This window comes from Nostoc sp. (assembly GCF_036917635.1).
Taxonomy (GTDB): domain Bacteria; phylum Cyanobacteriota; class Cyanobacteriia; order Cyanobacteriales; family Nostocaceae; genus Nostoc.
In genome coordinates, this window is the sequence record NZ_JBALCW010000106.1 from 14,104 (window position 1) to 34,665 (window position 20,562).

Annotated in this window: 15 protein-coding genes, 1 tRNA gene and 1 pseudogene; 12 read left to right on the plus strand and 5 right to left on the minus strand. The window is 42.9% G+C overall.

The features are described from left to right. Positions 1 to 33: 33 nt before the first annotated feature. On the minus strand, positions 34 to 942 hold the full coding sequence (locus V7K32_RS26340) for a c-type heme family protein (RefSeq protein ID WP_334997508.1): 909 nt from the start codon (positions 940 to 942) through the stop codon (positions 34 to 36). 291 nt (positions 943 to 1,233) lie between these two features. Here V7K32_RS26340 and V7K32_RS26345 point away from each other — a divergent pair, with 291 nt between their 5' ends. Next, positions 1,234 to 3,123: a serine/threonine-protein kinase gene (locus V7K32_RS26345; RefSeq protein ID WP_334997510.1), complete on the plus strand. Its 1,890-nt coding sequence runs from the start codon at positions 1,234 to 1,236 to the stop codon at positions 3,121 to 3,123. Positions 3,124 to 3,503: 380 nt separating this feature from the next. Beyond that, positions 3,504 to 3,998 (plus strand): annotated as a pseudogene (locus V7K32_RS26350) (SDH family Clp fold serine proteinase); the annotation flags it as partial. A 31-nt stretch (positions 3,999 to 4,029) separates the two neighbouring features. Here V7K32_RS26350 and V7K32_RS26355 read toward each other — a convergent pair. After that, positions 4,030 to 4,743 (minus strand): peptidoglycan-binding domain-containing protein, encoded by a 714-nt coding sequence (locus tag V7K32_RS26355; protein ID WP_334997512.1) that lies wholly within the window; start codon positions 4,741 to 4,743, stop codon positions 4,030 to 4,032. Positions 4,744 to 5,175: 432 nt separating this feature from the next. Here V7K32_RS26355 and V7K32_RS26360 point away from each other — a divergent pair, with 432 nt between their 5' ends. The 9 genes from V7K32_RS26360 to V7K32_RS26400 all read left to right on the plus strand — a co-directional run bounded on the left by V7K32_RS26360 (position 5,176) and on the right by V7K32_RS26400 (position 16,607). Then, on the plus strand, positions 5,176 to 6,594 hold the full coding sequence (locus V7K32_RS26360) for a hypothetical protein (protein WP_334997513.1): 1,419 nt from the start codon (positions 5,176 to 5,178) through the stop codon (positions 6,592 to 6,594). Between the two features lie 219 nt (positions 6,595 to 6,813). Further along, entirely contained in the window at positions 6,814 to 7,275 is a 462-nt protein-coding gene (gene rimP, locus V7K32_RS26365) for a ribosome maturation factor RimP (RefSeq protein WP_334997515.1), read from the plus strand. Between the two features lie 181 nt (positions 7,276 to 7,456). Next, on the plus strand, positions 7,457 to 8,743 hold the full coding sequence (gene nusA, locus V7K32_RS26370) for a transcription termination factor NusA (RefSeq protein WP_334997517.1): 1,287 nt from the start codon (positions 7,457 to 7,459) through the stop codon (positions 8,741 to 8,743). Positions 8,744 to 8,891: 148 nt separating this feature from the next. After that, entirely contained in the window at positions 8,892 to 9,161 is a 270-nt protein-coding gene (locus tag V7K32_RS26375) for a YlxR family protein (RefSeq protein ID WP_334997519.1), read from the plus strand. A 484-nt stretch (positions 9,162 to 9,645) separates the two neighbouring features. Then, complete coding sequence (infB, locus tag V7K32_RS26380) at positions 9,646 to 12,807, plus strand: translation initiation factor IF-2 (RefSeq protein ID WP_334997521.1); 3,162 nt, start codon at positions 9,646 to 9,648, stop codon at positions 12,805 to 12,807. A 103-nt stretch (positions 12,808 to 12,910) separates the two neighbouring features. Further along, the gene (locus V7K32_RS26385) at positions 12,911 to 13,531 is read left to right on the plus strand and encodes a low-complexity tail membrane protein (RefSeq protein WP_334997523.1); all 621 of its coding nucleotides are present in this window, start codon (positions 12,911 to 12,913) and stop codon (positions 13,529 to 13,531) included. 179 nt (positions 13,532 to 13,710) lie between these two features. Continuing rightward, entirely contained in the window at positions 13,711 to 13,908 is a 198-nt protein-coding gene (locus tag V7K32_RS26390) for a hypothetical protein (RefSeq protein WP_069073454.1), read from the plus strand. Positions 13,909 to 14,176: 268 nt separating this feature from the next. Continuing rightward, the gene (locus V7K32_RS26395) at positions 14,177 to 15,871 is read left to right on the plus strand and encodes a DUF1565 domain-containing protein (RefSeq protein WP_334997525.1); all 1,695 of its coding nucleotides are present in this window, start codon (positions 14,177 to 14,179) and stop codon (positions 15,869 to 15,871) included. Between the two features lie 526 nt (positions 15,872 to 16,397). Next, complete coding sequence (locus tag V7K32_RS26400) at positions 16,398 to 16,607, plus strand: hypothetical protein (RefSeq protein ID WP_334997527.1); 210 nt, start codon at positions 16,398 to 16,400, stop codon at positions 16,605 to 16,607. 590 nt (positions 16,608 to 17,197) lie between these two features. On the opposite strand, the gene V7K32_RS26405 is transcribed toward V7K32_RS26400, so the two are convergent. Then, positions 17,198 to 17,491, minus strand: a complete 294-nt coding sequence (locus V7K32_RS26405) for a DUF3493 domain-containing protein (RefSeq protein WP_334997530.1) — start codon at positions 17,489 to 17,491, stop codon at positions 17,198 to 17,200. A gap of 33 nt (positions 17,492 to 17,524) precedes the next feature. Between V7K32_RS26405 and V7K32_RS26410 the strand changes: the two genes are divergently transcribed. After that, a tRNA-Thr gene (locus tag V7K32_RS26410) sits at positions 17,525 to 17,596 on the plus strand. A 128-nt stretch (positions 17,597 to 17,724) separates the two neighbouring features. On the opposite strand, the gene V7K32_RS26415 is transcribed toward V7K32_RS26410, so the two are convergent. Together V7K32_RS26415 and V7K32_RS26420 are read right to left on the minus strand one after the other, a co-directional pair. Beyond that, on the minus strand, positions 17,725 to 19,641 hold the full coding sequence (locus V7K32_RS26415; protein ID WP_334997532.1) for a Tn3 family transposase: 1,917 nt from the start codon (positions 19,639 to 19,641) through the stop codon (positions 17,725 to 17,727). Beyond that, positions 19,626 to 20,306, minus strand: a complete 681-nt coding sequence (locus V7K32_RS26420) for a hypothetical protein (protein ID WP_334997534.1) — start codon at positions 20,304 to 20,306, stop codon at positions 19,626 to 19,628. The genes V7K32_RS26415 and V7K32_RS26420 overlap by 16 nt, the downstream gene beginning before the upstream one ends. Between the last annotated feature and the right edge of the window lie 256 nt (positions 20,307 to 20,562).

A 20,562-nucleotide genomic window follows, 5' to 3' on the forward strand; every position in this document is an offset into this window, starting at 1 on the left:
GTTGCACAACTAAATTACGAATTACGAATTACTTTAGTCTCGCATACCCCCCTGAGTACGTTTGATTCTTTTCATTGCCATTTCTAAACTTAACTGCATCCGTTTAAAGGCTTTAGCTAAATTACCGATTTCATCATTAGACATCTGCTCGAATTCAACTTCCATGTGTCCAGTACTTACTTCTTCGGCGATGCGAGTCATGCGTTTGAGAGGCATAACAACTTGTCGATTTAAGAAAAAGTTTACTAACAAAATAGTCGCTATAAAAATAGTTGATACAATTAAAATAATTAGTAAGGAAGACTGATGGGCTTTGTTAATGACGTTATTTGCTGGTACTGTAATAATCTGAGCGCCGACAATTTCATTCAGCTTCCACCCAAATCCATTAGCTGTACCATAAAGATTAATCATACTTGGAGGTGCAGCTTCGGGTACACTATGGCACTTCAGACAGCTTTGTTCAGAAATTGGTAGCGGACGAGCAATGTAAAAGATATCGCCACCAGGAATTGAGCGAAATCCACTCACTTCTTTAAGGTCTGATTTACTTCTGAACCTTTCTACAATTTCCGTTTCAAAACCGTCAGCCTTATCCCGAAGATTTGTGGGATTGAGAGTTGCTTCTTTGTAAAAGAAGTCACGGTAGTCTGGTGTTTTCCGTAAAATCTCAAATACCTCCCGTGCTGAGTATGCAGGTACACTTTGTGGCAAAAACTCAGTTTCCAATTTATCAGCTAACTCTGGATTAACTTGAGTATTAGTGTATTTACGAACAGAACTCATGGTTTGCATGAGCATAAGACCTGTTGAACTAATATCTTGTTTAGCATTCTCTTTGAGCAGAGAAGAAAGAGCAAATCCAGTCAAGCTCAAACCGAATGTTAAAATTACCAGTAGCAGAATTGTAAACTTTTGTTTCAGCTTCAGATTCTTTAGCATAATTTCATATTAATTACAAGTCAAATTATTATGACCAAATATAGCTAAAGTCATTGTTTACTTTAGCATGAGCAATCAAATAAAATTTTGATGTAAAAGTATAGTTTAACTAAAAACTATTACGGTAGACCCAAGTTTATATTAGTAATTATTGAGGTTAATGAAATGTTTTCTAAGTAACTAAGTTTAAAAAAGTTACAACAGCAAAACAAAATTGAATTTCCAAAAATTCGTGTTGGCTGAACTGAATACCGTGCCAAAATAAATACCAGGAATTGTCAAATATTACTAATGGTGTGGAATGCAGGAAAGTCTTTATTCGGTGGACGTTACATTATTGAAAACCAACTAGGCGAAGGCGGAATTGGCATTACTTATCTTGCCAGAAATCAACGGAATCAACTGCGAGTAATTAAAACTCTCAAAGAAGAAATTCTGAATCACCCCGCCTGGATACTCCACCGAAACAAGTTACGGCAAGACTTCCGTGATGAAGCAGTACGGCTGGCTGTGTGTCACCATCCTCATATAGTACAGATAGAAACCATCTTCGATGAGGGAAATTTGCCCTGCATCGTGATGGAGTACATCGAAGGCGAAGACTTAGGACAGCACTTGAGACGGATGGGGATTTTATCAGAAGCAGAAGCGCTACTGTACATCAGGCAAATTGGCGGCGCTTTAGGGCTAATTCACTCTAAAGGGCTACTGCATCGGGATCTCAAACCACGTAATATTATGATCCGCATTGATAAATCAGAAGCAGTGCTGATAGACTTTGGCATCGCTAGAGAATTTATTCCCAATATGATTCAAAGGCATACAGTGTATCGTACTCCTGGTTTTGCCCCACCTGAGCAGTATGAATCAGAAGCGCCACGAGGAGAATATATTGATATCTACGCCTTAGCTGCTACTTTGTATAATTTGCTTACCGCAGTTATACCGACGAGTGCAGATGATAGACGTGACAATGTTAATTTAGAACCACCACAATATTTTAATCCTAAGATCAGTGACAGGGTAAATCAGGCTATTATGTGCGGCATGGATTTGGAGTCAACCTATCGTCCCCAGTCTGTGCAGGAGTGGTTGGATTTATTGGGGCCTGATGCTGGCGAGAACATAGCACCAATATCATCTACCTTGCTGATAACGCCTAAACTTAAACCACCTTCACTTGTATTAGATCAACAGAAGTGGCAATGTGTACAGACCCTTAAAGGTCATTCTAGTATGGTTCATGCGATCGCCATTAGCTCAGACGGACAATTGATTGCTAGCGGCAGTAATGACCACACTATTAGATTTTGGCAACTGGGTACTGGCAAGCTAGTGCGTCAACTGGGTCGTTGGTCTTCTGGTCATTCCAGTATGGTTCATTCCGTCGCCTTTAGCCCAATCTCCTCAAAGCCTTCTTATCAAGGGGAATCTGCCAAATCTGCCAAAGTTGCAGACCTTAACCGGGAAATCTTAGCTAGCGGTAGTTGGGATAACACCATCAAATTGTGGGATGTAAACACAGGCAAAGAAATTCGTACTCTCACTGGTCATACTAATTGGGTGAATTCCGTTGCCTTTAGTCCAGATGGAAAATTTCTGGCTAGTGGCAGTGTTGACTGCACAATTAAACTGTGGCAAGTACACACAGGCATAGAAACCCAAACTCTCATAGGCCATTCTGACTCAGTTTCGTCAGTTGCCTACTCTCCGAGAATGCCTGCAACCAATAGCAACGATAGGCAGCTTGTAGCTAGTGGCAGTACTGATTACACCATTAAATTATGGCAAGTATACACAGGCAGAAACATTTGCACACTATTAGGTCATTCCTTCTTCGTCAACGGTATAGCCTTTAGCAAGGATGGGGAAATTCTTGCTAGTGGCAGTGGTGACAATACTATCAAAGTGTGGCATGTAAATACTGGCAGAGAAATTCGTACTCTCATTGGTCATTCTGATTCAGTTTGGTCAGTTGCCTTTAGCCATGATGGGCAATTTCTCGCTAGTGGCAGTTGGGACAATACTATCAAAGTGTGGCACGTACACAGTGGCAGAGAAATCAGCACACTTATAGGGCATTCCAGTTATGTTCGATGCGTCGCCTTCAGTCTTGATGGGCAAACCCTAGTTAGCGGTGGTGATGACGACACTATCAAGATTTGGCGACGCGGATTATAAATAATTCGCAATTCGTAATTCGTAATTCATATAGCGCTTCCTATGCTGGTCAGGTATACCTAGACTTTATATATTTATATATAAATCGGTTAGAAACCGCTTCTACACAGGCAAAACCCGCCTTTCCTTCGGAACGCCAAAGGTGAACGCTGGTTAAAAAAATTTTATTTTCCATTAGCCCACCTCCGTGGGCTACCCTCCAGGAAACCCCTTTGCATCTAAGTTTGTGTAGCCGCGAATTCTATGACTCTGTTGGCAAATTCATAAAACTTGCATTCTTAGGTTGTGGTAGTCCATAAAAATTAAGGATTACAGCCGATTCTAAGTAATATCAGCGCCGAGATGATGATATTAGTATCAATTACCACTCGTGGACAAACGCAAGCGATGAAATTATTATGGATGCTAACGCTGTCTTAGGGCTAGTTGATCCCCAATTGGGTAACTACCCAGCAGCGAGTATCTTAAAAGTAGTTGAAGATAAACCCATCAGTGAGATTGATGACCAAACTCTAATTATGGCCGACCTCTCACGCAAAGCAATACAGCAGGTAGAGAGGTTTGTACGGTCTCTACTAAAAGACAGTATACCTAAACAAAAAGTTTTACCAGAAAATATTGAATCGATTATCGAAGCCTTAACAACTGGCCGCGTCACCCACGACTATCCCATCACTATAGAGGAAGCAACAGAAATGGGGCTGCCCGTAACTGTCGGACTGCCCCATTCTATTTATGATCTCATGGATTTGTACCCACAGCCACAAGGAGGCCGACCCAGCGTCCAGTACATTCCTATGCCTTACAATGACCGCCGTCCAAGTCTACCTACACCCAATGGCAGACCCCTAGAAGAACCAAATCAGATGACTTAAGAGGTTTTGGGGTAGGAGTTTTTGGTGGCGATTAGGGTGTAGTGGTTGGTGTAGCCATCGGTTTACCCATCGGTGTAGCTGTCGGTGTAGCTGTTGGTGTAGCCATCGGTTTACCCATCGGTGTAGCTGTCGGTGTAGCTGTTGGTGTAGCTGTTGGTGTAGCTGTTGGTGTAGCCATCGGTGTAGCCATCGGTGTAGCCGTCGGTTTACCCATCGGTTTAGCCGTTGGTTTAGCCGTTGGTTTAGGTGTTGGTTTAGGTGTTGGCTGACTGATGACTGTCTTTGCTTCTTCATTCAGCTTTTGGCGGAGTGCTAAATTAGCAATTCCAGTTTCTTGCATCTGATATTTCTTCTGATACTGCTTCACCGCCGCTTCTATCTGGGGACCATAAAAATGATCGCGGGGAAGCGGAGGATTAGGCTTCAGCACAGCATTCAAATTTGTTTGCAAAATTTTGATGATGTTAGCAGCATAAGCTTGGGTTTTTGGTCCTGCTATCCCATCAACTGGTTTTAGCCTATAACCCGTCTGAAATTCACGAATTGCTTTTTTAGTTTCCTGATCCGTCAAAGCACCATTTACTACCTTGACGTTATAGCCTAACCCTCGCAACACAGCACGGAATTGCTGGGGGCTATAGCTACGTTGAGAGGCTGCGAAACCTGTGTCTGCAATTACTACGCTAGCAGTTATCAGGCAAGTAACAGCAAAGTTCGCACTTGATTTTCCAAACCCACACCACATACTTAAAACTCCTTTGAGTTAAATCAGCAGGATTATAAATGTTAACAGCTGCATTTTAAGTTTGTTTAATAACTTTTTTTGCAATTTTTTAATATTTTTTGAATAATTTGTGATTTATTTTTGTAAAATTTAACTTTTAATCCAAAAATTAACTTCTGTCATCCATCAAAAGAAGTATCTTGTATTAGCAGAGATACAGCCTGATTTGAATCGAATCCACCCCTTGAATACTAAATTACAGTAGTGCATACATCTGTTACCTGTGTCAAGCTAGAGCCAGGGCAATCGGAGATGCTGCGCGAACGGAGTGGGTTTTGACCTTCGTTGAAAATCCCCTTCTTGTATTCTGGCGACTGACTCCTGAATTCTGTTTCGATAAATGAAAGAGCTTATATTTCAAATAGTCACAAAATGTATAATATATGACAAGAAATGAAAAATACAAAATCTTCTAAGCAACGGAATCTTTGGTTTGAAAGAATTATGGCAATTACTGCCACCGTAAATTTAGGTTTAGTTTTGTTTAATTTAAGTTACGTACCTTGGCGAGATTTCTACTTGCGAAAACTTCCCCAAATTATTCAGATTTATGACCCAATAAAAGGTATTGAACCCCATCGAGACACAAAAAGTTATCTAGAAACGGTAGACGCATTAGAAGAGCAAGTCAGGCAAACAGGGTTAGAGTCTTCTCAAGTAAATAGCAGGCTAATACAAATAAGTCATCTTAGCAGCGAGATGATTGACAGTAACCCGTTTGCGGGAGTGAATAAAAGTGGGACTCTGGAAAAAATCAAAAGGCGGATGCGATCGCACATCGGTAATGAATCTGCAAAACAGTCCTTTGCAACTTTCTGGAGTCAGCCATACCTATCACAAAATGGCTGGAATCAACAAATTAATTTTTTTAACGAGAGCATCCGCCCTTTAATTGCCTCTAACTACTTCCGCCAAATCGGTGAAAATGGCGAATTTGTTGATAATTTCTGGATTATTGACTTACCCTTTATGATTTTATTTGGTGTAGAATTGCTGGGGCGCACTTTCTTAATTAGACGGCAACATCCTGGTTTTAGCTGGTTTGAAGCAGTTTTGTGGCGTTGGTACGACCTATTTTTACTACTGCCATTTTGGCGGTGGCTGCGAATCATACCTGTAGTAGTCCGCCTCGATCAAGTGGGGTTATTGAATCTGCATCCAGTGCGAAAGCAAATTAATCAAGGGATTGTCGCTAACTTTGCCGAAGAACTTACAGAAATTGTAGTGGTGAGGGTAATTAATCAGGTTCAGGGTTCAATACAGAAGGGTGAGTTAACGCGCTGGCTTTCACAACAAGAAAATTTACGTCCCTACATAGATATTAATAATGTGAATGAAGTCGAAGCGATCGCAGGTCTTTTAATAAAGACAATTGTCTACCAAGTGCTACCCGAAATCCAACCTGCGATCGTAGCCATTTTGCGCCACAACATCGAAACCGTCTTCGAGCAAGTCCCCGTCTATCGCAACCTGCAAAACTTCCCTGGCGTGGGACAAGCCCAAACCCAGTTAAGCGAACAACTGGCGACTCAAATCACAACTAATCTTTACAAAACTTTAGTTAGCGCTGTTGAAGACCCCGTGGGCGCAAAACTCACCAGTCAACTAGTAGAAACCTTTAGCAAAGTCTTAGGATCTCAAATAAAGGAAAAACACGTACTCGCAGAAATTCAGAGTTTACTTTTTGACTTCTTAGAGGAAATCAAACTCAACTACGTCCAGCGTTTGTCCCAAGAAGACATAGACCAAATTATCGAGCAAACCAGACAGCTACGAACACAAGTATCAGTTCCAGCAGTAGTGAAAAGATGAGGCAGGGGGCAGGATGAGGGAGTGAGGGAGTGAGGGACAAGAAATAATAACCAATCCCCAATGCCCAATCCCCAATCCCCAATCCCCAATACACGACTATAAAAGAAATGCGCTAAACTCGAATTAGGCGAATCATAATTGGTTCGTCACAAGACTTCTTGGAAGATATACCTATCGCAGGAAGTGGGTCAGTGCCCACTTTTTTTATTGAATTCTCTCATGGCTCATCCTTTAATTCCACAAATTATTGATTTGGCAACACCAGTAGCAGAAGAACTGGGATTGGAAGTGGTTGGCGTGGTTTTTCACACCAACCAAAGTCCACCAGTTTTGCGGGTAGACATTCGCAATCCTGAGCAAGACACCGGGTTAAATGATTGTGAGAGGATGAGCCGTGCTTTAGAAACCTCCTTAGATGCTGCCCAAATCGTTCCAGATGCTTATGTCTTGGAAGTCTCTAGTCCTGGGATTTCGCGGCAACTGGTAACAGACAGGGAGTTTATTTCCTTTAAAGGATTTCCTGTGATTATCTCCACAACGCCCCCTTACGACGGACAACAAGAGTGGACAGGTCAGTTGATTCGCCGGGATGAGACAGGACTTTACTTAAACCTAAAAGGTCGTGTAGTCGAAATTCCCCGCTCCCTAATTACTAAGGTGCAACTAGACGAGCGCCGATAAACAAAGGGCTAAGGCTGGTTGAGTTAGAGATTAGAACACCTTGGCTTAAGGCTAAAGGTTAGAAACTAGGGCTAGAGATTAGAGGCTAGTGTAAAACTATTCTCTAATCTCTGGCTCTAATGCGTAGTTTTCAGTCCCTACTCCCCACTCCCCATTCCCTAATTTTTAAAGGAGATTGCTTATGTCAATGGTTACTTTACCTGGATTAAAAGAATTAATTGAAAGTATAAGTCGAGAGCGGAATTTACCTCGTCTTGCAGTTCAATCAGCTATTAGAGAAGCACTACTAAAAGGCTACGAACGTTATCGTCGCGCCCAAAATTTAGAACGCAAACAGTTTGACGAAGATTATTTTGAGAATTTTGAAGTAGAACTCGATATTGAAGAAGAAGGATTTCGCGTTCTTTCCACCAAAACCATTGTCGAAGCAGTAAATAATACAGACCACCAGATTTCTCTAGATGAAGTTCAACAAGTAGCTCCCGAAGCGCAGTTAGGGGACTCTGTGGTGCTGGATGTAACCCCCGATCAAGGAGAGTTTGGTCGCATGGCGGCGATGCAAACTAAGCAGGTACTAGCGCAAAAATTACGGGATCAACAGCGCCAAATGGTGCAAGAAGAGTTCCAAGATTTAGAAGGAACTGTCCTGCAAGCAAGAGTCCTGCGGTTTGAGCGGCAATCAGTGGTTCTGGCAGTTAGCAGTGGCTTTGGTCAGCCAGAAGTAGAAGCCGAATTACCGAAGCGGGAACAGCTGCCCAACGATAATTATCGAGCAAATGCCACCTTTAAGGTATATCTCAAAAAAGTCTCCCAAGGTCAGCAACGAGGGCCACAGTTACTTGTGTCTCGCGCTGATGCTGGTTTGGTGGTTTATCTGTTTGCCAACGAAGTTCCAGAAATCGAAGATGAAGTGGTACGGATTGTTGCCGTAGCTAGGGAGGCAAACCCCCCCTCCCGTTATGTCGGACCCCGGACTAAAATAGCAGTAGATACCCTTGATCGCGATGTAGACCCAGTAGGCGCTTGTATCGGAGCCAGGGGCTCGCGCATTCAAGTCGTAGTCAACGAATTACGTGGTGAAAAAATAGATGTAATTCGCTGGTCGCCAGACCCAGCAACATATATCGCTAATGCCTTAAGTCCAGCCCGAGTGGATGAAGTACGTCTGATGGACCCAGAATCCCGGCAAACTCACGTATTAGTGGCTGAAGACCAATTGAGTTTGGCCATAGGCAAAGAAGGACAAAATGTTCGTTTGGCAGCCCGTCTGACTGGTTGGAAAATAGACATCAAAGACAAAGCTAAGTACGACTATGCCGGAGAAGATGCCAAATTTATGGCTGTAAGAACAAAATATCAATCAGAGGAATCAGAGGAAGACGATCTTGAATATGAGGAAGAATTCGACGATGAAAATCACGACGGATTAGAAGAGGAGGATAGATTTGACAAGGACGATGATGAATAATTGATTAAATTTGTAAAGTTTTGATACTGTAGATTATAGTCTCAGTCTCTTGGCTTATTTTCTCAAAAGCTACTTGGTATGAGTAAAAAATAGTAATAATAAACTTATTTTTACATCCAGAATGCTGGACTGAGATCACACAAAAGCGATGAAACCAAATTATCGGCGCTGTATTAGTTGCCGGAAAGTAGGGTCAAAAGATGAGTTTTGGCGGATTGTCCGCGTCTTTCCATCGGGAAAGGTACAATTAGATCAGGGCATGGGGCGTTCTGCCTATATTTGTCCCGAAAGGAGTTGCCTACAAGCAGCTCAAAAAAAAAATCGACTAGGGCGATCGCTACACGCATCAGTGCCAGAAACACTGTACCAAAGCTTGTCGCAACGTCTAGCCCGCACTAATACCCAAAACCAAATTTAATTGGAACAAATTTGTGACGTTATCACCAGAGGAATTGTGCGAAAGGCGAAGTCGTGCTTTCATGACAGCCTCTATATGATCGTTAAGGTTAGTGCCAAAATAGTAAATGGGTGTAAAAGGCATTCGGCTCTCCAATAACTAAGAGGGGCGAGGCAAGATTCCCAGAGTAAAGATGTAATCGATTGTGTTGTGGAAGGCTCAGAATCACCAAAACAAGAAACTACAAAATGGCAACCTGGTAGCGCTCAGGCGCAGTTCGGCGTCAGGGGTTCCTATAAAAATCTTTTATTTAAAAAATTTTTATGGGTGTCCCTTAACCATCATTCCTGGTGGGGATGCCATTATTAAACCGAAACATCTCTCTTTCCTGATTGGAGGCACCGGCAAAAACTGAACGGCAGTCTAAAAACAGTAATCCAAGGATGGAGATGTCGCACTCCCAGGCAACCATCCGCTAAAACTGTAAATTAAAGGGGAAGAGTGGATGAACAACGGCAAAGTTAGAATCTATGAATTATCAAAGGAATTGAATTTGGATAACAAAGAGCTACTAGCAATTTGCGACCAGCTCGATATTGCGGTCAAAAGTCATAGCAGCACGATTTCAGAATCCGAGGCAGAAAGCATCCGCACGGCTGCGGAAAAACTCGCAGCGACGAATGTTTTAGCCAAAAAGGAACTACGTACAACCAGCCAGAAACCAAACTCACCACCAAACGGCGGATCTGCCCGACCTGCTGCACCCCACAAACAGCAAATTTTGGAAATACGCAAACCCAAAATATTGAGAAATACTACCTCCAACGCCCCAGAGGCGTCAGTTGCTACCAATACCCAAGCTGCCTTGTCTGAAGCTAATCCTCCCTCTCCACCACGGCCTTTCGCTACACCAGTCTCACCCATGAAGCCGGCAGCACCAACTCGACCTGTGCCCCGGACTCAATCTGAGACTCAAGAGCAACCTCCTGTCACGGACTTGGAACAAACGCCAAATCCAAATCAGACGTCGGAAAAAATAGCATCCCAAAAACCAGAAAAAATAGTTCCACCCAGACCGAAAGCGGAAAAACCGATCAAACCGCAATTAGCTGCCCCACCGCCAAGACCGGCGGCAGAAGAAGCCCAGGTGGCAGATGAGCAAGGATCTCAGGCAGATAAACCGATCCTCAAACGCGACCAACGGCAACGGCCTATCGAAGGCGATCGCGAACAAATTAAGCCAAGAGTTGCTAAACTGCCAACTGACCCGTCTGTGCAAACTGCACCACAAAGACAGGCTCGACCCACCCCTGCACCTAGCAGACCAGAGCAGAGGAGCAATAGGCCATCTGCACCATCACAACTAGGAGAGGGGCAACGACCCAGGCCAGCCCGTCCTAGTGAAGCAGTAGCAGCCGCAATGCCGATCGCTACTCCACCCAGACAGATGTCAGGAATAGCGGGCAAATCTCAAGGATTGGGTGATGAGCCAGTCGTCACACCCGATCTCCTCGATTTGAAACGCCCAAGTCCACCTCGCCCCACCAAAGGCGGCAAAAAGTGGGTTGAAGAGGAAATAATTGACGAAGTTAAAGAGAAGGCTAAAGCTGGCGTCAAAGGCAAGCGGATCAAGCCGATACTGGATGATGAGTTTGAAGAAGATTTGCTAGATGATGACGATCTAGACTCACCAGCCACCGTCCAAGTCAGCCTTTCCATCGCCCGTCCTCCCAAACCGAAAGCGACTCGACCTGTGCAGATGCCAGGTGCAACCCTTGCTAGCGCCCCGACTGCTAGAGGAAATAGAAAACCTGGTTCTAAGTCTGGTTCTAGCCGTGACAATCACAATAACCGTCGCCAGCAACAAGAAGCTGACACCAAGCGCGATCGTCCAGCAAAAGTGGTGATCACAGGCCCCTTGACTGTACAAGAATTGGCTGACGTTTTAGCCGTTCCCGATACAGAGATTGTGAAAATCCTGTTTCTCAAAGGCATGGCGGTGAGTATCACCCAAAATCTAGATATTCCCACAATTACCCTAGTAGGAAAAGAACTAGAAATAGAAGTAGAAACCGCCGAGCGAGAAGCAGAAGCTCGAAAAGTTACGGAAATGGTCGGCGCAGAAGACTTTGAATATCTCCTCCGCCGTCCGCCAGTCGTGACAATTATGGGTCACGTAGACCACGGTAAAACAACCCTGCTCGACTCAATCCGCAAAACAAAAGTGGCTGCTGGCGAAGCTGGTGGTATTACTCAACACATCGGCGCATACCATGTGGATGTAGTACACGAGGGCAAACCACACCAAATAGTCTTCCTGGATACTCCTGGTCACGAAGCCTTTACAGCAATGCGGGCTAGAGGAGCGCGGGTAACAGACATTGCCGTGTTGGTAGTAGCTGCTGATGATGGTGTCCGTCCTCAAACGATTGAAGCCATTAGCCACGCCCAAGCTGCGGGAGTGCCAATTGTTGTTGCAATCAACAAAATTGACAAAGAAGGCGCACAGCCAGAGCGGGTGAAACAAGAACTCACCCAGTATGGTCTAACCGCAGAAGACTGGGGTGGTGAGACAATTATGGTTCCCGTGAGCGCCATCAGAGGCGAAAACCTGGATACGCTCTTAGAGATGATTCTCTTAGTAGCAGAGGTTGGAGAACTATCTGCTAACCCAGATCGGGCTGCTAAAGGAACTGTAATTGAAGCACATCTGGATAAAGCCAAGGGAGCAGTTGCTACCCTGCTAATTCAGAATGGCACCCTGCATGTGGGAGATATCTTGGTAGCTGGCTCCGCTTTCGGTAAAGTCCGAGCGATGGTGGATGACAGAAGCAAGAGAGTAGATATTGCTTCTCCTTCCTTTGCCGTCGAGGTACTAGGTTTAAGTGATGTGCCAGCAGCAGGCGACGAGTTCGAGGTCTTCCAGAACGAAAAAGAAGCCAGAGCGCTCGCTAGCGATCGCGCAGACAGACAACGCCTATCCCGCCTGTTACAGGGTCGTGTTACCCTTACAACCCTGTCCGCTCAAGCGCAAGAAGGCGAGTTGAAAGAACTCAACTTGATCTTGAAGGGAGACGTACAAGGTTCTGTAGAAGCCATTGTGGGAGCGCTCAAGCAAATCCCGCAAAACGAAGTCCAAATTCGGATGCTCTTGGCTACTGCTGGGGAAATCACCGAGACAGATATCGACTTAGCCGCTGCCAGTAACGCTGTAATTATTGGCTTCAACACCACCTTTGCTAGTGGTGCAAGACAAGCCGCCGATGAAGCGGGTGTAGATGTTCGAGAATACAACGTGATCTACAAACTCCTAGAAGATATCCAAGATGCCTTGGAAGGTCTTTTGGAACCAGAGTTGGTGGAAGAACCCTTGGGCCAAACCGAAGTCCGTGCCGTCTTCCCAGTCGGTCGCGGTGCTGTTGCTGGTTGCTACGTTCAATCTGGCAAGCTAGTTCGCAACTGCAAAGTCAGAGTGCGACGCGGCGGTAAGGTGATCTTTGAAGGCGTCCTTGACTCCCTAAAACGGATGAAAGAAGATACCCGTGAAGTCAACGCCGGTTATGAATGCGGTGTCGGCATGGATAAATTCAATGACTGGGTTGAAGGTGACATCATCGAATCCTATCAGATGGTTACGAAGCGCCGCACTCTCACCTTAACGAGATAGTGTTAAGGGTAAAATGGTTAGAAGTTAGGAGTAATAAATTAGGAGTTAGGAATTAGCAGCCTTTAACTCCTAACTCCTAACTCTTAACTCATAACTTTTTATTATGCATTCATTTCGCTCTGAACCTATTTTGTGGATTCACGTCGCTGGATTGGCGACGTTGCCTGTTTTTTTAGTCCTCTGCTTATTGTTTTTGTCTGTAGGCGAGCCGTTTTTACCAGTTTGGATGGAGCTATTTTTAGTTGCCGCTATTGGTATTCTCCCCCTGCTATGGATGCAGTTGCGTCGCCCTTTTTATATATTTGCTCTTTTAGGAATAGCCTTAAAGCCAGAAAATCTGACCGAGCGGCAGCGAAAAATACTCTGTTTAATTAATACAAAGTTAAATCGTATCCTGGCATTAGTAGCAGCAGTATTGTCGGTTTGGGTACTGTGGCAGCTTTACCAAATTGCCCCATTAGTCGCAAATTCAGCTAAATTTCTCCCACAATGGCGTAGCCTTGCACTATTGTTTGCGGGTTTAGCATTTTTAGGCAGCAATCTATTTTTACAAATACCTGTGAGTGTAATGCGAGTTTTAGTGACTAATGACACAGAATTCGCTGGCATAGAGCCATTATCTTTAGAAAAGATTAAGCAGGATTTCACGATTTTAGGAGTACGGGTTAATCAAATCGTCCCCCGATTGTTGGAATCCTTGTTTAGGATTAATACAGATTCGTAGCAGCCCGTAAAGTATATTATTTGACTTTAAAGGGCTATAAATAACTACTAGAGGAGCAGGGGGAGCAGGGGAGGCTAGCGTTGCAGAGGAGAATATTATTAATAACCAATGCCCCATGCCCAATGCCCCATTCCCAATGCCCATTTACCGTTGAAGTTAAAATAAAGGAATGAGAAACTATGGCTCAAATTCCAGCTTCTAGCGATCGCCAATTTTCTGCTGATACTGAAATTTGGTATAGCCTCAAATGTGCGATCTCCACTAGTTCCGGTTTTCAACGCTGGCAACTAGAACGCGATGCTCAATTACAAGGAATTCGCTTAGAACAACAGGTACAACGGTATTTAAGAGAAACTTTAGAAACTTTAGCTTACTAAACACCAGATATAAATCAGATATAGCTCCCCGACTTCTGTAAGAAGTTGGGGTTTTATGTATTAAATTTATTTATTCGCACTTACTTAAAAGAATTTTTTGAATAACACAATATAACTAATGTATAAGTTCTGTTATCGTTCTAGGGAATTTAGCTGAATCAGTGCTAATCATCCAGTATAGTTTTGCATGGGTTTTACAGCAGCTACAAGGCTGCTACCTTTAACCTTGTTCGACACACTGTAATTCAGCACATCACAGACTCAAAAAATGAAATACCGGGGTTTTCACATTTCTAAGGCGAAAAATTTTCACCTTCTTTCTAGCAGTCATCTCAGCTATACTTTACGCGTGGGAGCCGGACTAACGGCTTTATTAGTTGTTTCTAGTGGGTCCATACTACTATCTGGTCAGGTTAATGCTGGTGCTACTCACCCAGAAGGTATCAGCCCAACTCTCATAGTGCAAGCTCCTGCAACAGCCGCAGCGATTTACGTTAATCCAGCAACGGGTACAGATAGTGCTGGTGCTGGTGCAACCTCAACTGCACCCTACAAGAGCATAAGTTTCGCTCTCAGTCAAGCCCAATCAGGTGCAGTTATTCAATTAGCACCTGGGAACTATAACCAGGAAAGTGGCGAAACCTTCCCGCTCTTGCTTAAACCAGGGGTGACACTGCGCGGTGATGAAACTACTAAAGGTCAGGGGATATTGATTACAGGTGGAGGTTTCTACACGAGTCGCACCTTTGCCAGACAGGACATTACCATCCTTGCCCAGCAAGATACCACGATCGCAGGTGTAACCGTCACCAACCCAAATAGCCGGGGGACGGGTGTGTGGGTGGAGTCAACCAATCCGATTATCACAAACAGTACTTTTACTAACAGTGTCAGAGAGGGTGTTTTTGTCACAGGTACAGGCAATCCCAAAATTGAAAGTAATGTCTTTGTGCAAAACAAAGGCAATGGGATTTCAGTTGCTAGAGCTGCTCAAGGAGAAATTCGGAATAACTTATTTCAGGATACTGGTTTTGGTCTAGCGATCGGTGGCACTTCCACACCCCAAATTGTGGAAAATCAAATCGTCGAAAACCAAGACGGTCTTTTTATCTCAGAGTCAGCAAAACCCGTATTGCGTAAGAATGTTATTCAGAACAATAAGCGGGATGGTGTAGTAGCAACTGTCAACGCTTTACCTGACCTCGGCACTAACGAAAATCCTGGTGGAAATCTGATTCGCAATAACACTCGTTATGATGTGAACAACGCCACTAAAACTGGTCAAATTGTCGCTGTTGGCAATGATATCGATCAGAAAAAGATTTTTGGTTCAGTAAATTTCGTTGCCGCATCTGTTAATGTACCCCCTGGAGGGCCTGTCGCATTTAAAGATGTGCCGGCAAATTACTGGGCAAAAACCTACATCGAAGCTTTAGCTTCCCAAAATATTATTGCTGGCTTTCCTGATGGCAGCTTTAAACCCAATGATCCTGTTACCCGCGCCCAATTCGCCACTATTGTCACTAAAGCCCTAACACCACCAAACAAACGCGCAGTAATTAAATTTAAGGATGTAGCAAGCAATTTCTGGGCTTACTCTGCAATTCAATCTGCTTACCAGAGTCAATTTGTTTCTGGTTATCCCGATGGAACTTTTAAGCCACAGCAAAAAATTCCCAGAGTGCAGGCGTTAGTAGCTTTAGCTAATGGTTTGGGCTTAACTGCGAGTAATCAGAATGTCCTTTCCTTTTACACCGATGCTGCCCAGATTCCTAATTATGCGATCGCTCCTGTTGCTGCGGCAACTGCACGCCAACTAGTGATAAACTATCCCACAGCGAAGCAACTCAATCCTAATCGGGAAGCGACTAGAGCCGAAGTTGCTGCCTTTGTTTACCAGGCACTTGTCAATGCTGGACGCGCCCAAGCAATTCCTTCATCCTATTTGGTAACAGCTCAGTAAATGCCTGGTATCGATGCGCGTAATTCGTAATTCGTAATACTTCGGTTCCTTTCGACTTCCAAGAAGGCAAGTCGCTCAGTAGAAGTTCGTAATTCGCAAGGATTCTAGACATTTGAAAGGGGTGGTTTATTTCCGCCGTGCTGCGCTAGTTACCAAATTGGAAGCGCCAGACTAACAATTATCAGTCTGGCGCTTTCAAAATTGTAAGTTTTTTAATTTTAGGGGTCTTTAAATATAGCTGACCCCGTTTAAAGGATTTCTAGTTTTTCAAAAATTTTTGCTTTTTGACATCTCCTAATAATTTTTTTTTATTTTTTCTCTTTTGATATTTTCATCTTCATCAAAGCATTATTGAAGGAGGTAAAAGCTACAGCCAGTCCCTTATCTTATGGTAAGTCAAGGCGACAGTGGAGGCTTTAAACCTTTGTGTTCTAAATGCGTCACCAAATAGCCCCTCAGTAGACATCATAGTAGTTCTTGCTGAGGTGCGATAAAATTATGCTTAATGGCTATCTGAACGTGAACCATGACTGAGCAATTTGAAAAACGTCTTGAATGGTATCTAGTTGCAAATGTTATTTCAGAGCAACCGTTTGGTGAGAACTATGAAATCCAGTATGGGACAAAGCATTTTAGTCCAAACACAAAGGTTTACTGTTCTGCTCCAATTTGGGGTGATGGTTATGAGAAAATAGTTGTTGCAGGTCGTCATCGTGGCTCATCCAGATTAGTCTAAATGGTTATCCATGAGAAGCGACTAACGAATTGGCGGGCAAGATATGTCTATTTGCCAAAGCTAAAAGGATCGTTTTATATTCGGCCTTAGGACTCAAAAGAACAGGTAGAAAGTTTCGCTAAGAGTATATACCAGTGGCGAGAAGCAAGAAATGCCAGTAAGAAAGGCTTTGAAAAATTCCATCCCAATGAAGTTTTGATTTATGCTCTTATACTTAATAGATTTGCTGATGTGCAACAAGCAATTGAGCGAGGAGGAGATGTTAATTACTTAAGTCATGATGGAATTACGCCTCTAACTACTTTCTCTGAGTCGAGGCTCATATTCACCTTTAACTCAGTTTCTCTTAGAGAAAGGTGCTGATGTTAAAACCATTAGCTATCAGTTCCTTGAAAATGTAACCCAAAAGCCATCGCTGTATCCTGAACCTGTATTTAGGTTAGTTGAGCAGGCAATTGATGAAATATTTCCACACTCTCAAAAATTTGATTAACGTTTTTGAAATTGTCCTAGTCTGGGCGTTGTGGCAATAATATTTATTATCACACGGTTATCGATGCCTAGTTTGAATTTCAACTGGTAAACTGACTTCAGGAATTAGGATTTTTACCAGATTGGGGGCGTTGTTGCCGATGCTGCTCCCAGCGCCAGAGGAAAACCATTAAGGCAACGATCGCTACTTGGAGAGCTAAACTAGGCATTGCGCTCTCAACATCCCGTCCGGCAAGGACTTGGAAGAAAAAAACGAATGCACCAAGTGAGCCAGAAGCACCGAAAGCGATGTAGAAAAATTGTCGGAAGCCGCGATATGGAGCGGCTATTTCTGCTTTCAGGCTGGCATATTGTTCAGGCTTAAGGCGATTTTTGAGATTTTGATCTACCATGATTAAATCATGTTATACTCTTAGATTGTGTACGCCGATGTGGCTCAGTGGTAGAGCAGCTGATTCGTAATCAGCAGGCCGTGGGTTCAAATCCCATCATCGGCTTTGATAAAGTATTGCTCAATACTAAAGTTTGACATAAATCAAGTCTACAGGGCAGGACTGTGCCAAAACGGGAAAATTGTACGCTAATGAATTATACTAACTCTTTAACTCCTTACCAGGCAACGGTTTCACCTTAATTTAAACTTTGTTTTTTTCCTTCTCAAAGGACGCAAATTATCAATGCTACTTGCTGACTTAAGATTCCAAATATAATCACCAGTCAAATTGATATGTTCCCACCCCATTGGTGATAAATGTTGTAAGTATTCCTCCGGGATAATTACACCCTCCGACTTCAATAAATTAACCGCATTCTCCAAATACACCGTATTCCAAAGCACAATCGCCGCCACAGCCAAATTCAAACCGCTCGCACGTATTGATTGATCTTCAAACGAACGGTCACGCACTTCACCCAAACGGTGGAAGAAGACCCCTCTCGACAGCGAGTTTTTCAATTCTCCCTTGTTAAGTTCGTTAGTAGCTTTACGTCGCAACTGAGGACTTTGCAACCAATAGAGAGTAAACAATGTCCTCTCAATTCTTCCTACTTCTCGCAGAGCGATGGCTAATTTGTTTTGGCGAGGATATGACGCTAACTTACGCATGATCAAAGAAGCTGTAACTGTTCCAATTGAAACGGAAGTAGCTAGTCGGAGAATATCATCCCAGCAAGCAGCAATTAATTTGACATTAATTTTCTCACCCAAAAACGGTGACAAAGGTGAATTCTGATTAACACCATCAAAAAAGTGTAACTTTTTAGAAGCTAAATCACGCATCCGGGGACAAAAACGAAACCCCAGTAGATGACATATACCAAAAACATGGTCAGTAAAACCGTTAGTATCAGTAAAATGTTCTTCTATTTTTAAGTCAGTTTCGTGATACATTAAACCATCAAGAACATGAGTTGCATCCCTATCGGTTGCATAAATCACGTTAGTGTGGAATAGTCCATACTGGTCGGAAATATGCGTGTAAAATGTCACGCTTCTATCAGTTCCATATTTAGCATTAATTTCCTCATTAAAGCTTTTATGACCAGCTGCTTTAAATCGTTGACCATCGCTTGAAGAAGTTTTACCATCACCCCAATAGGCAGAAAATGGAATTTTGGTATGAAAATTAATTATCTCTGCTAGAGCCTTTGAGTATGTTTCATCACGAATATACCAGTCAGAAACCCACGCTAATCGCTCAAAGGTTAAATCGTGAGAGGGTAAGGCTTCAGCCATTTTGACCAAACCTAAATTAATCGCATCAGCTAAAATAGTACTGAGTAAGATAGCTTTATCTGAAGCCATTTCTCCCGTTTGTAGATGAGTAAAGTGTTTAGTAAAACCAGTCCAATAATCAACCTCAACTAGTAAATCTGTCAGCTTAATTCGCGGTAATAAATTATAAATTCGGTCGCAAAACTGAGTAGCACCGTCAGGCATATTACTAATAACTGGACTGATAACTAATTTTTCATTTTCAATGACAACACCAGGTAGTTTATTTAAAGTAAGTAAATCAGAAACCTTATCGAATTGTTCAAACAATAATTCTTGGCGTTGTTCGATATAAGTAGTAGAATCAGTTGTAATCGCCACTGGTATTTCATTGTTATCGCACAGAAGCTGCCATTGGTCTTGGGGTAGAAGATAATCCTCAAAATCCTGATACTGTCGAGAACCTACAACCGAAATGTCCCCCGAACGCAAACAGTCTCGTAGTTCGCTTAAGACACACATTTCGTAATAATATCGGTCAATTTTACCATTATTGAACACATATTTTAACCATCGGGCTTTAACAAAATCAACTGGTGCATCATCCGGTATATTACGGCGATTAGTATCATTTAGTTCTTTGATTAAATTTAACGCTTCAACAATAGCTACGGCTGGATTGCTGGCTTTAAACTCAAAGGCTGAAAATAATGTTGGTGTATATCTACGTAATTGGGAATAACGTCTGTCGAGCAAATCAAAATAATCAAAATCCGCAGGACGTGCTAATTTCCCAGCTTCTTCAACACTTTTCAGAAAATATCCCAACTTAACACCGATTCAATGGCAGCATAGGCATCTCCTTCTCCCTCTCTGGCGTTAATTAGAGCATCTCCTATATCAGCATAGAGCCTGACTTTCTCATTAATAGCTTTTCCATCGTGTTGAAAATTTTGGTTACGTTGATTTTCACTGCGGCGGAACAATTTACCTATCATCTTGTCGTGCATTGAGATTGCAGTGTCAACAAATATGGCAGATGTTTCTAACAAAAAAGCAACCAAAGTAGCATATCTTCTTAGCTCATCTAATCTCGCTATGTGTGCAGGCGTTGTTTTCACTCCAATACGGGTTAATTGCACCAAACGATTATGGTGTACTTTAGCTAGACATGAGCTATCTAAATTTAAATCACGAATAAATTCAAACTTATCTAATATTTTTAAAAAATTCTTGGGATTGGCTACTCCAGGTGGTTGGCGCAACCAAACTAATGGAGTCCGGTTCTTTTCAACATTTATCACCAATAAACCATCAAGTTCTTTCTTTTGAATAGTTGTTAAGCGTTTAGTTAGCGATAAATAAAATTGGTTTTGAGCGCGTCGTCGTGTTTCCCAAGCCAGCTTTTCAACTGTAGAAATTGCGGGGATTATTATTTTAGTCCGACGCATTTCTTCAATCAGTGCTTCAACTAATTTTGTAACACATGTCAACTTTACAGCTTAAGAGAATTAATATTTCTCTTGAACTGTTAACTGAGGGATAAAACAAAAAATGATTTTCAGCAATGGCTGAAACCTAAGTCTCGCAATGGTTATAGCGTTTGCATTAATTCTTTAGCGTACAATTTTCCCGTTTTGGCACAGTCCTGCCTAGATCGTCAACTTGACCCTGGTTCTCCAACAGAGTCACCTTATACTACAGAAAATCCAACTTTACCCAAAAGTTTGCCTTTCGTCGATTTCATCT

What these genes read in the sequence shown, in the direction of transcription:
- infB (WP_334997521.1), top strand. Translation starts at nt 9,646, where the DNA reads ATGAACAACGGCAAAGTTAGAATCTATGAATTATCAAAGGAATTGAAT.
- V7K32_RS26400 (WP_334997527.1), top strand. Translation starts at nt 16,398, where the DNA reads ATGACTGAGCAATTTGAAAAACGTCTTGAATGGTATCTAGTTGCAAAT.
- V7K32_RS26355 (WP_334997512.1), bottom strand. Translation starts at nt 4,743, where the DNA reads ATGTGGTGTGGGTTTGGAAAATCAAGTGCGAACTTTGCTGTTACTTGC.
- V7K32_RS26360 (WP_334997513.1), top strand. Translation starts at nt 5,176, where the DNA reads ATGAAAAATACAAAATCTTCTAAGCAACGGAATCTTTGGTTTGAAAGA.
- V7K32_RS26345 (WP_334997510.1), top strand. Translation starts at nt 1,234, where the DNA reads ATGGTGTGGAATGCAGGAAAGTCTTTATTCGGTGGACGTTACATTATT.
- V7K32_RS26405 (WP_334997530.1), bottom strand. Translation starts at nt 17,491, where the DNA reads ATGGTAGATCAAAATCTCAAAAATCGCCTTAAGCCTGAACAATATGCC.
- V7K32_RS26340 (WP_334997508.1), bottom strand. Translation starts at nt 942, where the DNA reads ATGCTAAAGAATCTGAAGCTGAAACAAAAGTTTACAATTCTGCTACTG.
- V7K32_RS26375 (WP_334997519.1), top strand. Translation starts at nt 8,892, where the DNA reads ATGAAACCAAATTATCGGCGCTGTATTAGTTGCCGGAAAGTAGGGTCA.
- V7K32_RS26390 (WP_069073454.1), top strand. Translation starts at nt 13,711, where the DNA reads ATGGCTCAAATTCCAGCTTCTAGCGATCGCCAATTTTCTGCTGATACT.
- rimP (WP_334997515.1), top strand. Translation starts at nt 6,814, where the DNA reads ATGGCTCATCCTTTAATTCCACAAATTATTGATTTGGCAACACCAGTA.
- V7K32_RS26385 (WP_334997523.1), top strand. Translation starts at nt 12,911, where the DNA reads ATGCATTCATTTCGCTCTGAACCTATTTTGTGGATTCACGTCGCTGGA.
- V7K32_RS26395 (WP_334997525.1), top strand. Translation starts at nt 14,177, where the DNA reads ATGAAATACCGGGGTTTTCACATTTCTAAGGCGAAAAATTTTCACCTT.
- nusA (WP_334997517.1), top strand. Translation starts at nt 7,457, where the DNA reads ATGTCAATGGTTACTTTACCTGGATTAAAAGAATTAATTGAAAGTATA.